The 16,034-nt window shown below is 71.0% G+C and carries 9 protein-coding genes and 1 tRNA gene; 8 read left to right on the top strand and 2 right to left on the bottom strand.

All coding sequences use genetic code 11. From position 1 onward, the window contains the following. The 6 genes from ACIRJR_RS35335 to ACIRJR_RS35310 all read left to right on the top strand — a co-directional run. Nucleotides 1-220: hypothetical protein (locus tag ACIRJR_RS35335; protein WP_403788574.1), on the top strand; the 220-nt coding region annotated here is incomplete at its 5' end. A 256-nt stretch (nucleotides 221-476) separates the two neighbouring features. Then, nucleotides 477-2,072 carry an FG-GAP-like repeat-containing protein gene (locus ACIRJR_RS35330; RefSeq protein ID WP_403788572.1) on the top strand — a complete coding sequence of 532 codons (1,596 nt, stop codon included), beginning with the start codon at nucleotides 477-479 and terminating at the stop codon, nucleotides 2,070-2,072. Nucleotides 2,073-2,225: 153 nt separating this feature from the next. Further along, entirely contained in the window at nucleotides 2,226-3,728 is a 1,503-nt protein-coding gene (locus ACIRJR_RS35325) for an amino acid permease (protein ID WP_403788570.1), read from the top strand. 92 nt (nucleotides 3,729-3,820) lie between these two features. After that, nucleotides 3,821-3,897: transfer RNA gene (locus ACIRJR_RS35320), tRNA-Lys, on the top strand. A 351-nt stretch (nucleotides 3,898-4,248) separates the two neighbouring features. Then, nucleotides 4,249-6,831, top strand: coding sequence for a S8 family serine peptidase (locus tag ACIRJR_RS35315; protein WP_403788568.1), 2,583 nt, complete (start codon nucleotides 4,249-4,251; stop codon nucleotides 6,829-6,831). Beyond that, nucleotides 6,831-9,740: an FG-GAP repeat domain-containing protein gene (locus tag ACIRJR_RS35310; RefSeq protein WP_403788566.1), complete on the top strand. Its 2,910-nt coding sequence runs from the start codon at nucleotides 6,831-6,833 to the stop codon at nucleotides 9,738-9,740. The genes ACIRJR_RS35315 and ACIRJR_RS35310 overlap by 1 nt, the downstream gene beginning before the upstream one ends. A gap of 788 nt (nucleotides 9,741-10,528) precedes the next feature. On the opposite strand, the gene ACIRJR_RS35305 is transcribed toward ACIRJR_RS35310, so the two are convergent. Both ACIRJR_RS35305 and ACIRJR_RS35300 read right to left on the bottom strand, forming a co-directional pair. Further along, on the bottom strand, nucleotides 10,529-11,950 hold the full coding sequence (locus tag ACIRJR_RS35305) for a molybdopterin-dependent oxidoreductase (RefSeq protein WP_403788564.1): 1,422 nt from the start codon (nucleotides 11,948-11,950) through the stop codon (nucleotides 10,529-10,531). A gap of 193 nt (nucleotides 11,951-12,143) precedes the next feature. Further along, nucleotides 12,144-12,599, bottom strand: a complete 456-nt coding sequence (locus tag ACIRJR_RS35300) for a MarR family winged helix-turn-helix transcriptional regulator (RefSeq protein WP_403788562.1) — start codon at nucleotides 12,597-12,599, stop codon at nucleotides 12,144-12,146. 164 nt (nucleotides 12,600-12,763) lie between these two features. Between ACIRJR_RS35300 and ACIRJR_RS35295 the strand changes: the two genes are divergently transcribed. After that, nucleotides 12,764-14,218 carry an MFS transporter gene (locus ACIRJR_RS35295; protein ID WP_403788560.1) on the top strand — a complete coding sequence of 485 codons (1,455 nt, stop codon included), beginning with the start codon at nucleotides 12,764-12,766 and terminating at the stop codon, nucleotides 14,216-14,218. 462 nt (nucleotides 14,219-14,680) lie between these two features. Then, nucleotides 14,681-16,021 (top strand): ABC transporter substrate-binding protein, encoded by a 1,341-nt coding sequence (locus ACIRJR_RS35290; RefSeq protein ID WP_403788558.1) that lies wholly within the window; start codon nucleotides 14,681-14,683, stop codon nucleotides 16,019-16,021. The last annotated feature ends 13 nt before the right edge of the window (nucleotides 16,022-16,034 follow it).

Raw genomic sequence — 16,034 nt, 5'->3', positions numbered from 1 at the left:
TCGTGACGACCGTCCCTCGGGCGGCTTCCGCTCCGGCGGCAGCGACCGTCCGTTCAACCGCGACCGTCGTGACGACCGTCCGTCCGGTGGCTTCCGCTCCGGCGGCGGTGACCGTCCGACCGGCCGCCGTGACGACCACCGCGGTGGCACCGGCACGGGTACCGGCACCGGCACCTTCGGCCGCCGCGACGACAAGCCGCGCTGGAAGCGCAACGGCTGATCTGAGCTGAACCAGGTCCCACCGAACGACCGGAAGGGCCCGTACGACACCGAACAGGTGGCGTGCGGGCCCTTCCGCCTTCCCGGACCTGGTTCGAACGGGTTCGAAAGTGCCTACCGGGGCGGATGGGGCCGACGGTAGGATCCGCCGCAGGCACAGGGGGTACGGCCAGGGGGGCTGGTTCACTCTTTCTCGAGTCGGCGGCGCGTGGCGCCGCGGTCTCCCCTGGCCATTCGAACCCTGGGGAGGGACTCTCATGGCTCGCTTCACGCGCGGCCGTACCGCTCTGACGTCTTTGGCCGTTCTCGCCGCCACCGTGGGTGTGATCCCCGGCGCGCAGGCGGTGCCGACGGCGGCGGTGACCGCCGCCTCCGTACCCGCGCCGACGAGTGGGGCGCCGACCGCCCGGGCGGCGACGGCGTCCGTACCGTCCTGGGTCATCCCGCTGTACTTCGACGACGCCGCGAGCGGAGCCCACCGCGCCTGCACCGGCATCGTGCTGTCCCTGACGAAGACGCTCGCCACCCCGGACTGCGTCACGGGCATGGACGAGCCGGACTTCTCCTGGGAGTACGACCTGAAGACGGGCGGGCTCAGCGGGGGCGGCAACGGCACTCTGTACCGCAGCCATCCGCAGTACGACGCGTCGAGCCGCCGCGCGGCCCTCACGGTCACCACCCGCCGGACCCCGTCCGGCAGCGGGAAGCCCGCTCTGGCCTCGGCGTCGGACGCGAAGCTCCGGGCGCCCGGGGCGACGGCCGTCTTCCACTCCTGGGCGGGGCTCGACGCCGACGACGCGCCGCGGGTACGCCACAGCGAGCAGGTCACGCTGAGGTCCAAGGCCGAGTGCGCCTCGCTGCTCGGCCGCTTCCTGCCGACCGGGACGCTGTGCACCGTGCCCGCCCCCGGCGCCCCCGCGGTGGCGGAGGCGGACCAGTGCTTCGGCGACGCGGGCGGCGCGCTGGTGGCGGGCGGCAAGCTCATCGCCGTGTCGGCGACCGGGGCGACCGGCTGCGTCCGGGGCGGGGTGCGGCTCTACACCCGTGTCGACTCCTACCGGCAGCTCATCGACGAGTGGACCAGGGACACCGACAGCGACTACCGCTCCGGTGGCAGCGTGCTGGCCGGCCAGACGAACGGCCTGATCGACTTCTGTACGACGCTGATCGACCGCAAGCTCGCGCACTGCACCCCTGACAGCGTCGGATCGTTCGACGGCTACGGGTACGAGTCGTTCCTCCAGGCCGGGGACATGAACGGCGACGGCTTCGGCGATCTGCTGGCGCGTACGACGGGCGGCACCCTCTACCGGATCCCCAGCACCGAGATGGAGCCCGCCGACTTCGGGCGCCGGGTGAGCCTGGGCACCGGCTGGAACAGTTACAACCTGCTGGCCGCCGTGCGTGACTTCTCCGGCGACGGGCGCAACGACGTCGTCGGCCGGGACAAGGAGGGCGTGCTGTGGCTCTTCAGGGGCACGAGCGACGGCAAGCTCGCCGCGCGCACCCGGATCAGCAGCGGCTGGAACCAGTACACGGCGCTGACGGGCCGCGGCGACCTCACCGGCGACGGCTACTCGGACCTGGTCGCCCGCGACAAGGAGGGTGTGCTGTGGATGTACCGCGGCGACCCGAGGCGGGCGTTCCCGCTCCGTACGAGGATCAGCGGCGGCTGGAACCAGTTCAACGCCATCGTGGCGAGCGGTGACATGGACCACGACGGACGCCAGGACATCCTGGCCCGCACGCCCGCCGGGGCCGTGTACCTCTACAACGCCGACCACAGCGGCGGATTCAAGACGCCGAGGAAGCTCGCGTCGACGAGCTGGAAGAACTACACCCGGATCAGCTGACCAGGGAATCGCGAAGGGCCGTACGGTGTGCGGGAGTCACCGGTCACCGACGGCCCCGCCCACGGCCGCCGTACCGGCCGACGCGAGGGCGCATGTCATGCCCCCGGCGAGGGAATCGCTGGGGGCATGACAAAAGAATCGCCCGCGCCACGCATGGGTTCACCCACCTCCGACGAGGAACGGCTGGCCGAGCTCGGCTACACCCAGGTCCTCGCGCGCCGGATGTCCGCCTTCTCCAACTACGCGGTCTCGTTCACGATCATCTCGGTGCTCTCCGGCTGTCTGACGCTGTACCTGTTCGGGATGAACACCGGCGGGCCCGCGGTCATCACCTGGGGCTGGGTCGGCGTCGGGCTGATGACCCTGTTCGTCGGCCTGGCGATGGCGGAGATCTGCTCGGCGTACCCCACGTCCGCGGGGCTGTACTTCTGGGCCCACCGCCTCGCCCCGCCCCGCTCGGCCGCGGCGTGGGCCTGGTTCGCCGGCTGGTTCAACGTGCTCGGCCAGGTCGCCGTCACCGCCGGCATCGACTTCGGCGCGGCGTCCTTCCTCGGGGCCTACCTGAACCTCCAGTTCGGCTTCGAGGTCACACCGGGCCGCACGATCCTGCTCTTCGCGGCGATCCTCGTCCTGCACGGCCTGCTGAACACCTTCGGCGTCGGCATCGTCGCCGTCCTCAACAACGTCAGCGTGTGGTGGCACGTCGTCGGGGTCGCCGTCATCGTGGGCGCGCTGACCTTCGTGCCGGACTCGCACCAGTCGGCGTCGTACGTCTTCACCGAGTTCGTCAACAACACCGGCTGGGGCAGCGGCTTCTACGTCGTCATGATCGGCCTGCTGATGGCGCAGTACACCTTCACCGGCTACGACGCCTCCGCCCACATGACGGAGGAGACCCACGACGCGGCTGTGGCGGGCCCGCGCGGCATCGTGCAGTCCATCTGGACGTCCTGGATCGCCGGTTTCGTGCTCCTGCTGGGCTTCACCTTCGCCATCCAGTCCTACGACGGCGCCCTGAACTCCGCGACCGGGGCCCCTCCCGCGCAGATCCTCCTGGACGCGCTCGGCGCCACCACCGGCAAGCTCCTGCTGCTCGTCGTGATCGGTGCCCAGCTCTTCTGCGGGATGGCGTCCGTGACCGCGAACAGCCGCATGATCTACGCCTTCTCGCGCGACGGGGCGCTGCCCTTCTCCCGCGTCTGGCACACGGTCAGCCCCCGCACCCGCACACCCGTCGCGGCGGTCTGGCTGGCGGCGCTCGGCGCCCTCGCGCTCGGCCTCCCCTACCTGATCAACGTCACCGCGTACGCCGCCGTGACGTCCATCGCCGTCATCGGCCTCTACATCGCCTACGTCATCCCCACGCTGCTCAGGCTGGTGCGGGGCGACGACTTCGTCCGGGGGCCGTGGCACCTGGGCCGCTGGTCCCGGCCCGTCGGCGTCGTCGCCGTGGCCTGGGTCGGGGTGATCACGGTGCTCTTCATGCTGCCGCAGGTCTCGCCGGTCACCTGGGAGAGCTTCAACTACGCGCCCCTGGCCGTCCTGGTGGTGCTCGGCTTCGCCGCCGTCTGGTGGCTGGTCTCCGCCCGTCACTGGTTCCTGAAACCGGGCGCCCGGGCGGACACGGCCACGAGCGCGCACGAGACCACGGACTGACCCGCCCCGCTCCGGGTACGACAGGGCCCGGCACCCGATACCCGATCGGCTGCCGGGCCCGGTGGGGCTATGCTCGTGGGGAGATCGATCAGGGGCCGTTAGCTCAATTGGTCAGAGCAGCGGACTTTTAATCCGTTGGTTGTGGGTTCGAGTCCCACACGGCCTACCACTGAACCCCAGCTCAGGGCGCATGAGAGCTGGGGTTCACCGCCGTTCCGGGCCTGATGAGTGAGCGCTGCCGGACTACTGGCGGCCCGAAAGGCCGATGGTGGTCGTCACGGCGCCCCGATCATGGGTGCGCGATCCGGGCTCCGTTCCACTTCTCCGAGTAGAAGAACCCCATGGCTCCAGGCGGCGCACCTTTCGCCTGGTCCGGGGGCTGTGCGCGACGGTGGAACGTCCTGCGGCGGGCCCAAGCAGTGACTGGAGGCCGAAGCGCAGGTCACGGGGGCTGTAATGGCTCAGTAACGGCGGTTTCATAGCGTTCGGGCGCCCGTCCCTTCCCTGGAGGAGTGCCCCGATGCCCCTGCCCCGACCGTCCCGGCGCAGACGCGCCATATGGGCGGCGGCCTCGCTGACCGCGGCGACCGCCCTGTTGACCGGTCCACTGCCCGCGGCCGTTGCCGCCGACTCCCCGACGGTGTCCGCGAAGGTGGACCCGTCCCTCCGGAAGGCCGTGGACAGCGGCAAGGACACGTCGTTCTTCGTCGTGCTGAAGGACCAGGCCGACCTGACGGCGGCCAAGCGCAAGTCCTCGCACGCGGAGGCCGCGAAGGCGGCGTACAAGGAACTGCGCGCCACCGCGGACAAGGGCCAGCGTTCGCTCACCGCCTTCCTCGACAAGGGGAAGGTGGGCCACCAGGACTACTGGATCGCCAACACGGTCCAGGTCACCGGTGACGAGCAGCTGGTGAACGAGCTGGCGAAGCGCTCGGACGTCGCCAGGATCGTCAAGCAGCAGCACTACGCACTCGAGGACGTCCAGGCCGCCGACAGCAGGATCGAGGCCGCGACGAAGGCCGCGACGCCCGCCGCCTCGGCCGATGAGGACGGCACTCCCGAGTGGGGCGTCAAGGACATCAAGGCCGACCAGGTGTGGGACCGGTACGACGCACGCGGCGAGGGCATCGTCATCGCCAGCGTCGACTCGGGTGTGCAGTACGACCACCCGGACCTGGTCGCGAACTACCGTGGCAACAACGGTGACGGCACCTTCACGCACGACTACAACTTCTACGACCCGACCGGCGAGTGCGCCGCGGACGGCACCCCGTGCGACAACAACGGCCACGGCACCCACACCATGGGAACCATGGCCGGCAAGGGCGGCGTCGGTGTCGCGCCGAACGCGACCTGGATCGCCGCGAAGGGCTGCGAGTCGGACGAGTGCTCGGACGAGTACCTCCTCAAGTCCGGTCAGTGGATCCTCGCGCCGACCGACGGGACCGGGGCGAACCCCCGCCCCGACCTCGCGCCGAACATCGTGAACAACTCCTGGGGCGGCGGCGCGACGACGTTCTACCAGGACATCGTCGAGGCCTGGAACTCCGCGGGCATCTTCGAGGCGTTCGCGGCCGGCAACAAGGGCAACGGCACGACCTGCGGCACCACCGAGGCCCCCGGCGCACAGGCGCCCGCGTACGGGGTGGGCGCGTACGACGCCGACGGTGAGATCGCGTCGTTCTCCGGCTTCGGCCCCTCACCGGTCGACGGTTCGGCGAAGCCGAACATCTCGGCACCGGGCGTCGACGTGCGCTCCACATGGCCGGGCTCGTCGTACAACACCATCTCCGGTACGTCGATGGCGACCCCGCACGTCGCGGGCGCGGTGGCCCTGCTGTGGTCGGCCGCCCCCTCGCTCATCGGTGACATCGATGCCACCCGCGCCCTGCTCGACCAGGGCGCGACGGACGTCGACGACACCCACTGCGGTGGTACCGCGGGCATGAACAACGTGTGGGGCCAGGGCAAGCTCGACATCCTCGCCTCCGTCGACAAGGCCCCGCACACCGCCGTGACCGTGGCCGGCAAGGTCACCGACGAGGCGACCGGCGCCGCGCTGGCGGGCGTCACCGTGAAGGCCGCGAACGGCCCCGCGACCCGCTCGGTGGCCACCGGTTCCGACGGCTCCTACCAGCTGTCCCTCCCCCCGGGCACGTACACCTTCTCGCTCAGCGCCTACGGCTACGTGACCGGGACGGTCTCCGGCGTCGAGCTGACCACGGGTGAACCGCTGACGCAGGACCTCACGCTCGCACCGGTCACCTCGCACGCGGTGACCGGCACGGTCCTCGACGTCACGGGCAAGCCGCTCGGGAAGGCCACCGTCTCCCTGCCCGGTACCCCGGTCACCGCGGTCACCACGGCGGCGAACGGCACGTTCACCCTGCCGAAGGTCGCCGAGGGCGCGTACACACTGCGCGTCACGCCCGCCGCGCCGCTGATGTGCAACGGCACCTACAACGGCGCGCTCGCGGTCGACGGAGCCGAGACGGCCGAGGTGAAGCTGCCGAACCGCACCGACGCCGGCGGCACCTACTCCTGCGCCCCCGTCACCTCCTCCTGGGTCAAGGGCTCCACGACCACCGCCCTGACCGGGGACGAGGACGCCGAGACGGTCATCCTGCCGTTCCCGGTGACGTACTACGGCGTGAAGTACACCAGTGCCTCCGTCACCACCAACGGCCTGGTCAACTTCCTCCAGCCGCGCCTCGGCGACTTCACCAACACCGCACTGCCCGCGGCCGCCCAGCCCAACGGCGTCGTCGCCGCCTTCTGGGACGACCTGGTCCTGGACAGGAGCTCCAGCGTCAAGACGGCCGTCCGCGGCAAGGCCGGCTCCCGGACGTTCGCGATCGTCTGGAACAAGGCGGCCTTCGCCTCCGACACCTCGCTGCGGATCTCCTTCGAAGCTGTCTTCGAGGAGGCCACGGGCGCGGTCACCCTGCAGTACAAGGGCGCCGGCAGCAGCGTGCTCCAGCGGGGCGGCTCGGCGACCACCGGCATCGAGAACCAGGCCGGCACCGACGGCCTCGGCCACTCCTTCGACGAGACCGTCCTGAGCGACGACACCGCCATCCGCTTCACCCCGAAGGGCGCCTGATGAGAAGCATCCGACGGCGGGGCCTGCGCCTCGCCTCCGTACTGATCGCCTCCGGGCTCGCGATGACCGTCTCCCCGGCGGTCCACGCCGACGACAACGGCCTCCTGAAGCTCACCGAGGGCCAGGCTGACGCGCTGGCCCGCCAGGTCATGCCCGACGTCTACGGCGACGGGCGTGCCCCCGACACCCGGGAGGCCGCCGAGGACGCCGCCTCCTCGTCGGACGGGGACGGCTCCACGGCCGGCAGCGGTGCCTCCACCAAGGCCGCCGGCAAGTGGAAGCTGACCAAGAAGTCCGGGATCGAGGGCGCCCAGGGCATGGCCGCCACCTTCCCGGTCGGCGGCTCGAAGGGCGACTACTTCTCCGTCAACTCGCTCAGCCCGATCCAGCGCGTCGGTGCCGACGGCAAGCAGCTGTGGTCGCGCGACTCGACTTCCCTGGACACGGACTGGCAGATCACGCCCACTCGGGGCGCGTCGGAGCCGTACCCGGCCGCGGTCGTGATGGGCTTCAACGCGATCAGCCCGTTCTCCATGACCTCGGACGACGGTGTGACCACCGGGGACCTGACCGGCGACGGCGTCGACGACATCGTCTTCACCGCCAAGGTGGGTGTGCTCCCGTACCGCCCGTTCACCTCGCCGGGCTCCTCACTTCCCAACGGGACCTTCGTCACGGTCCTCGACGGCTCCACCGGCAAGACCCTGTGGTCGAAGCTGTACGCCGCCGCCTACAACATCAAGCTGGTCGGCAAGACCCTGGTGGTCGCGGACTCGGCGTACTTCAACCTCAACTCCCCGGCCGGCTCCAGCACCACGCTGAACGGCATCCGCTTCCGCTACGCCGACGGCAAGCTCACCGCGGCGAAGACCTGGACGTACGACGTCGGCACCTACACCGGCGTCCAGTGGGGGTCGCTGGAGCCGATCGGCGGCGGAATGCTCGCCGCCTCCTGGAACCAGGGCCGCAACTACACCGCCGACTCCACGCCCAGCGGCCACACCCTGGTGATCGACACCAAGGACGGCAGCGTCAAGTGGACCAAGACCGGCCGCCTCTACGTGCGTCAGTTGCGACTGGACGCCGCGCGCGACCGGATCGTGGCACTGGAGCAGTCGGACGCCAACGAGGGCGTGAAGTACGAGATCTCCTCGTACGCCCCCGGCGACGGTGACCGCACCGGCCTCTCCGAGCGGACCAACGCGCTCCCGCTCGCGCTGGAGATCGGTGACATCCAGGGCGACGCGAAGCCGGAGTACACGGTCAGCGAGTCCACCCTCGACGGCAACCTCGAGATGAACAGCAACAGCGTCCGGGCGCTGGACGGCGACGGTGCCGACCTGCTGTGGGCCCGCACCGTGAAGCGGTCCACGGAGAGCAACGACGTCGGCGCCGCCTGGGGCCTGCGGGCGGTCGACGGCCGGATCGTCGTCTCCTCCACGGACGACCAGGACAGCACCACCGCCGAGAACAGCAACGCGTCCCACTACGCCCGGATCACGGTGCTCTCCGGCGCCAAGGGTGCGGTGAAGTGGGAGAAGCGCGGCATCGTCGCGTCGATGATGAAGGCCGAGCCCTTCGAGAAGGACGGCGCCTGGCGGGTGCGCACCGTCGACACCGACCAGAACGTCCACGTCTACAAGCTCGGCAACGGCAAGCAGGTGGACAGCCAGCCCCTGGAGGGCGTCCCCTTCACCGGCGTCACCACGGACATCAACCGCGACAAGAAGGACGACGTCGTCCTGGGCGGATCCTCCAGCGCGCTGTTCGCCTACGACGGCCCGTCGACCGTCGCGGGCAGGCCCGAGCGCCTGTGGACGGCGAAGCTGCCCGGCCGGGTCGTCCAGGTCATCAAGGCCGACACCACCGGCGACGGCCGCGACGAGCTGATCGTCGCCGCCAGCACGGCGGCCGCGATCGTGGACGCCCGCACCGGCAAGGTCCTCACCGTCATCGACGCCGGCGAGGGTGAGTACGTGCGCAACGTCGTCGCGTCCGACCTCGACGGCGACGGCGCCGCCGAGGTGGCCGTGGCGACCGACAAGGTGCGCGCTTACGAGGGCGACGGCTCCCTGAAGTGGGAGTACGCGGTTCCGGCCGAGACCGGGACCCCGGCGTTCGCCGACCTGTCCGCGGCCGACGGCAAGGTCTACGCCCAGTACCAGACCCGCGGTGCCGACGTGAAATCGTCCGCCATCGTGGGCGGGGTCGCGCTGAAGGGCAAGAACGGTAAGGCCGCCTGGTCGTTCACGCCGAAGGCACCCGACACCAGCCAGGGTTCCGTGCTCGGCATCCCGATGCGGGCCGGCACGTACGCCTCGTCCGGCATCCCCTACGCCGACGGCCACGCGGTGGTCTTCACCTACGTGGTCCGAGGCAACGCCGAACAGGCGCCGCCGAACCAGCTGACCAACATGGTCCAGATCCGTGACGGCCGCACCGGCAAGCTGCTGCACGAGGCCAAGGCGGGCGGCTTCGCCACCCTCGCCAACTGGACCACCGGACCCGAAGGCCTGGTCGAGGGCGGCCTCGCCTCGCTCCGCAGCTACGCCGCCGACGGCCTGGACCGCAAGCCCCGCGCGCTCGGCGAGGTCCGCAGCACCTCCTTCGCCACGGGCCCCGACGGTGCCCGCGTCCTGGTCCGCAGCGGTACCCAGTTCGTGAGCCTCTACGACCCGGCGGTGCTGACCAACGGCGTGGACTACCCGGGGGCCGACAGCGGATTCTCCGCGAACGGCGCGCGCGAGCACTTCGTGGCCGACCTCGACGGTGACGGGAAGGACGAGGTCGTCCTGCTCCCCTTCGACGACTACAGCGCCGACCTCACGGCCGACCTGATCGGCACCGAGGTGTCGATGCCCTACACGGCGATCCGCGCGGCGATCACGCTGACCATCGACAAGGGCTGACGGCCGGGAGCGCCCGAACCGTCAGGCCCTGACAGCCGAATGCCCGCCTCCACGTACCGGGAGGCGGGCATTCGGCCGTGCGGGCGGGGGGCGGGCCGGGCGGGGGGGCGGGGCCCCCCCCGCGCCCGCCCCCCCGCGGGGCGGGCGGGGGGGGCAAAATGGGGACACGAGTGGGCCGGCGGGGAGGGCGGACAACACCGCCGCGGCCCCCCCCCCCCCCCGGGGGGGGGGGGGGGGGGGGGGGGGGGGGGGGGGGGGCCCCCCCCGGGGGGGGGGCCCCCCCCCCCCCCCGGCTCCGGCCCGCCGGCGGGCCGGCCGGGAGCGGAACATGGCGAACAGGAGTGCGCAGGCGGAGAGTCCGAACAGCACGGCCGAGACCAGCAGCCAGCGGCCGAGGAAGACGTCGTCGGGGAGCGTGGTGTAGGCGGTGAACCGGCCTCCTCGCTCCAGGATGAGCGGGAAGTACGTCAGGAACAGCAGTCCGGAGAGGAAGAACGGCACCCGGACGTAGTTGATCCAGCCCGGAGGCCCGCCCCGCCCGCCCCGTCCGCCCCCTTCGGCGTCGGGTCCGCGGCGGCTGCCGAGCAGGGTCTGCGCGGCGCGGTCGGTGACCGTGTACAGCGGCAGGAGGACCAGGTCGTGGAGGAGGGCCGCTCCGACGAACCAGACGACGACCATCCAGGGCTCCTGGCCGTCCAGGAGCCGGATGCCGGCGTATCCGGCCAGGGCGAACGAGGCCAGGACGAGCAGCAGGTGCAGGGGCGAGGCCCCGTAGCGGGCAGCGAGCTTCATGCGGGGTCTCCGAAGACGAGTGTGGTGACCCACTTGGTGTTGTGCACACCCGGGTTGGCGGGGACGATGACCCGCGCCGGATAGCCGTGGTCGGGGGAGAGGTCGGCTCCGTTCACCTTGAGGGCGAGCAGCGAGCGCGCGTCGCGGACCTGGTTGGCGCGCAGAGTGGTGGAGCGGAAGGAACCGCTGCGCTGGGCGGACGCGACGAACACGTCCGGGGCGTCGTCCGGGAAGCCGACCAGGGCGGCCAGGTCGCGCAGGCGTACGCCGCTCCACCGCTGGTCCTCGGTGGACCAGCCCTCGACGCAGGCGATGGGGAGCGCCGCGCCGTGCTGGGGCAGCGCCAGCACCTGGGCACGGGTGAGGACCCGCTCCCGGCCGCCCCGTCCGCGTACGACCAGACGCCAGGCGGGGCCGACGTCCTGGGCGCGGATGCCGACGCCTGCCGCGGTCTTGTTGACCTGGAAGCCGTTCGGGCCGGGGCCCGGGTCCTGGCCGCGCGGGGCGAGCAGCGCGGTGGCGCGCCAGGAGCCGCCGATGCTCTGGCCCGCCGTCATGGCGAGCAGGACCAGCGAGCCCGCGCCCACCATGCCGAGGGCGCCCCGCCGGGAGATCGTGGGCGCGGCGGGCTCCGGGGCGGTGAGGCGGGTCGGGTCGGGCTGCCGGGCCGTGGAGCCGCCGGCGGGGCCCGTGGCCGGCCCGCGCGGCTCCGCGCGGAGGCCGCCGCCGCGCAGCGTGCGGAGCATGAAGGGGATGCGGAGGACCACATGGACGACGAAGGCCCCGATGAAGACCCACGCCCCGTAGAAGTGCAGGGTGTAGAAGGAGCCGGGGAAGAGGTAGTCGAGCTGGACGTTGAGCAGGCCGGTCGCGAACTCGAACAGCACGCCGCCCACCAGGAGGAGCACGGAGAGGCGCTCCAGGGCGTGGCTGACCGACTTCACCGGAGGCCAGGTGAAGAGGCGGGGGACGACCGACCACAGCTTGGCGAGCAGCACCGGGATCAGCACGATGCCGAGCGTGACGTGCACGCCCTGGGTCAGCCGGTACAGCCAGTGCGGATCGGTCGGCCAGGAGAAGAGGTAGAAGCCCAGCCATCCCCGGTCCGGCGTCTTGTCGTTGCCCCCGAGGTCCGGGTTGTACGCGGCGTAGGAGAGCAGCCCGGTGACGAACATCAGCGGGATGCCGACCAGCAGGAGGGCGCCGAACACCGAGGTCAGCCAGGGGCCCCGCAGCGGGCTGCGCCAGAATCCCGGGCGGGTCGGGCCGGCCGGGGGGCCGTCGCGCAGCAGGCCGGCGATGCCGGGCCGGGGGTCCGTGGACGGGCGGGCGGCCGAGCCCGCCCTCCGGGGTGCCGGGGCGGTGGGTCCGTCTCCGGGGCCGACGGGACCTCGGCCCCGGCCGTGTTCCTCGTTCATCGATCGCCTCGCGCTGTGGCGGCTGGGTGGGAGCCAACCTGAGCACGGATGCCTCCACCCGGTGACGACGGAACGCGTGTCCTCGGGGCCCGTCACCCGGCAGGCGTGGCGATTCGGCCGCCTGCGCGGGACCGGGCACGGGACCGGGCCGGGCTCGTGCCCGGTCCCAGGGGGGGGGCCTGGCCCCCGGGCCTCAGGGACGCGGCCAGGGGCGGCCGCCGATACGTTCGATGTCGGTGTTGAAGCGCCGCAGGTAGGCGGCGAAGGCGGAGACGTCCTCGTCGGGCCAGTCGGCCATGACCCGCTGCAGGGAGCTGACCATGCCCTCGCGCTCGGCGTCGAGGGTCCTGGTGCCCTCCTCGGTGATGCGGAACTTGCGGGCCATGCCCCCGTCCGGATCGGGGATGCGCTCCACGAAGCCGGCCCGCATGACCGCGGCGGTCTGCCGGTTGAGGGTGGAGACGTCGAGGTCGAAGGCCTCGCTGAGCTCGCCGACGGACATCGGGCCCTGGACGCGGATGCGGCTGAGCAGGACGTACGCGCTGCGTTCCAGGAGACCGTCCTTGCGCCGCCCCTTCCGATGGGTCAGCAGCCCGTGACGGCTGAGGAGCATCTGCTCGTACTCGACCTCTTGCGTTGCCCTGTCCATGCTCGGGCACCTCCTGCTTCCTGCCGGGCGAGGCCGGTGTGTCGTCGTGCGTGCTGACTTCATCGTATGTTTACACGGAAGTGCATGAGCCACATTGTGTGCATGATGCAATAGGCATGTACGATGCCAAGTCTGCCACCGACAGATAGCCGAGGACCCGCGATATGGACGCCCCCCAGCCCACAGCCCGCGCCGGCGGTGTGATCACGACGCTGGCACTGGCCGGCACCGTCGCAGCGATCATGCAGACGCTGGTGACCCCGCTCATCGCCGAGCTGCCGCGGATCCTGGACACCTCGTCGTCCAACGCGGCCTGGGTGGTCACCGTCACCCTCCTGGTCGCGGGCGTGTGCGTGCCCGTCACCGGGCGGCTCGGCGACCTCCTCGGCAAGCGCCGGATGCTGCTGGCCTGCTCGGTCCCGCTGATCATCGGGTCCGTGGTCTGTGCGCTGTCCTCCACGGTGGTGCCGATGATCGTGGGCCGTGGCCTCCAGGGCATGGGCATGGGCATGGTGCCGCTGGGAATCGCCCTCCTGCGTGACGTGGTCCCCACCGAGAAGCTCAGCGGCTCGATCGCCCTCGTCAGCGCCTCCATGGGCATCGGCGGTGCGCTCGGTCTGCCGATCTCCGCCGCCGTCGCCGAATACACCAGCTGGCGCGTGCTGTTCTGGGGTTCCGCGGCCCTCGCCCTGATGATCGCCGTACTCATCTTCACCTTCATCCCCGACGTCCCGGCCGGCGCCAAGGGACAGCGCTTCGACGCGCCCGGTGCGGTCGGGCTCGCCATCGGTCTGGTCTCCCTGCTCCTGGCGATCTCCAAGGGCGCCGACTGGGGCTGGGGATCGGGCACCACGCTGGGCCTGTTCGCCGTGGCGGTCGTGGCCCTCGGCTCGTGGGGGTTCTACGAGCTGCGCACCCGTGACCCGCTCGTCGACCTGCGCACCACCGCCCGTCCGCGCGTGCTGCTGACCAACGTCTCGTCGATCCTGGTCGGCGTCGGCATGTACTCCTTCATGCTGATCGCGCCGCAGCTGCTGCAGTTCCCCGAGGCGACGGGTTACGGCCTCGGGCAGTCGATGCTGGCCGCGGGCCTGTGGATGGCGCCCGGTGGCGTGATGATGATGATCGTCTCCCCGCTCGGCGGGAAGCTGATCAACGCCCGCGGTCCCAAGATCGCCCTCGTCCTCGGGGCCCTCGTGATCTCCGCGGGGTACGGCATCTCCCTGTTCCTCATGGGTTCCGCCTGGGGTCTGATGATCGTCGGCATCGTCATCAACAGCGGTGTCGGCCTCGCCTACGGTGCGATGCCCGCCCTGATCATGAGCTCGGTCCCGCTCTCGGAGACCGCTGCGGCCAACGGCTTCAACACCCTGATGCGCTCGCTCGGTACGACCATCGGGTCGGCCGTCATCGGTGTGGTGCTGGCGCAGATGACCATCAACCTCGGCGGCTTCTCGCTGGCCTCCGAGGACGGCTTCCGGGTCGGCCTGACGATCGGCTGCGGAGTCGCCCTGCTCGCCGCCGCGGTCGCCGCGTTCATCCCGGGCCTCGTCCGTCCGGGCGGCGGCGACGGCAGGTCCGGTACCGCCACGGCGGACAAGGTCGCGGTCGAAGCCTGACCCCGGCCCGAGGAAGCGCCCCGTCCGGTTCGTCCCCGGCGGGGCGCTTCGGCGTTTCCGGGGGCCGAGAACTTGTCCCTGCACGGGCATTGACCCTGGGAGTGGGCCGACTTACGTTCTTCGCGTTGCCCTTCGTATGTCATATATGAGACGCGATATGAGAGCCGAGCGCCGTATGCAGTCAGCCCCGAACCCCCTTACCCGCCGCCCCCGGCGCCGCGGGAGACGCTGAAGGGCTCCTCGGAGCATCGGCGGGGCGTGCGGGCGGAGCCCGGAGACGCCCCGGCCCGCCGGCCCCTTCCCGCTCGGCAGGACTCCCGGATCCCACGCTTCCCCTGTGGGGCATCCTGCTCGACTGCAAGCGCTTTCCCTCCTCCGGAGCCCCCGTTCCGCACGGTTGCACGCTGCGACGCCCTTGGCGTCCGGCGCCCCGCCGTACGCACTCAGAGAAGAGAGCCGACCATGATCAAGCCCCGCAACAGCCGCCTCGCCGCCGCGATATCCCTGGTCTCGGCCCTGGCGCTCACCGCCACCGCCTGCGGCGACGACGGCAGCGGCATGACCGGTGCGAAGGGTGCCGAAGGATCGGGCACCGGGAAGATCGTGTTCTGGGACGAGAACGGGGGCGTCCGCACGGCGATCTGGAAGGAGATCATCGCCGACTTCGAGAAGGCGAACCCGGACATCGACGTGCAGTACGTGGGCATCGCCTCCACCGAGGCGCAGTCCAAGTACGACACCGCCATCCAGGGCGGCGGCCTGCCGGACGTCGGCGGTGTGGGCGCCGCGATGGTCGCCGGGATCACCGCGCAGGACGCGCTGGAGCCGCTGGACGACCGGATCGCGGACAGCACGCTCAAGGGCAAGCTCAACGAGGCGATGCTCGAGAACGTGAAGAGCGCGGCCGGCCGCGACGAGACGTACACGGTGCCGATCTCCGCCACCAACGGCGTCCTCTACTACCGCACGGACCTGTTCGAGAAGGCCGGACTGGGCGAGCCGGACACCTGGGACGAGTTCTACGAGGCCGCGGCGAAGCTGACGGACAAGAAGAAGAACCAGTTCGGCTACACCATCCGCGGCGGCCCGGGGTCCATCGCCCAGGCGCTGGACGCGATGTACGGACAGTCCGGCATCGACTCCTTCTGGAACGAGGCCGGGACGACGACGACGGTCAACGACCCGAAGAACGTCGCGGCCCTGGAGAAGTACGTCGGCCTGTACGGGAAGGCCACTCCGGAGGCCGACCTCAACAACGACTTCACCAAGATGGTCGCCCAGTTCGACTCCGGCTCCATCGCCATGCTCAACCACAACCTGGGCTCCTACCAGGACCACGTGAGCTCGCTCGGGGCCGGCAAGTTCCGCGGGATACCGCAGCCCGAACTGGCCGACGGCACCCGGGTGATGGTCTCCAACCCGGTGTCGGGCCTCGGCCTGCTCAAGTCGTCCGAGCACAAGGCGGCGGCCTGGAAGTTCATCGAGTTCGCCGCCTCCCACGCCTCGAACTCGAAGTTCAGCGAGTCCGCGGGCCTGATCCCGGCCAACAAGGAGGCCGCCCAGGACCCGTGGCTCGACAAGGCCGAGACGACCAGGCTCGGAGCCGAGGCACTGTTCTCCGGCGACACCGAGATCGTCCAGCTGCCCTACTACCTGCCGGACTGGAACACCCTGTCCAAGGCCGACAGCGAATCGGGCTTCCAGAAGGTCATGCTCGGCAAGATGAGCGCCGAGGACTTCCTGGACACGTTCGCCGAGGACCTCGACGAGGCCCAGGCGGAGTGGAAGGAGCAGCAGGGCTGACGACGGTCCGGAC

The sequence above is a fragment of the Streptomyces sp. NPDC102402 genome, from assembly GCF_044765765.1.
GTDB lineage: Bacteria > Actinomycetota > Actinomycetes > Streptomycetales > Streptomycetaceae > Streptomyces.
The sequence above is the reverse complement of the archived record's forward strand: the minus strand, read 5'-3'. Positions and strand labels throughout refer to the sequence as shown.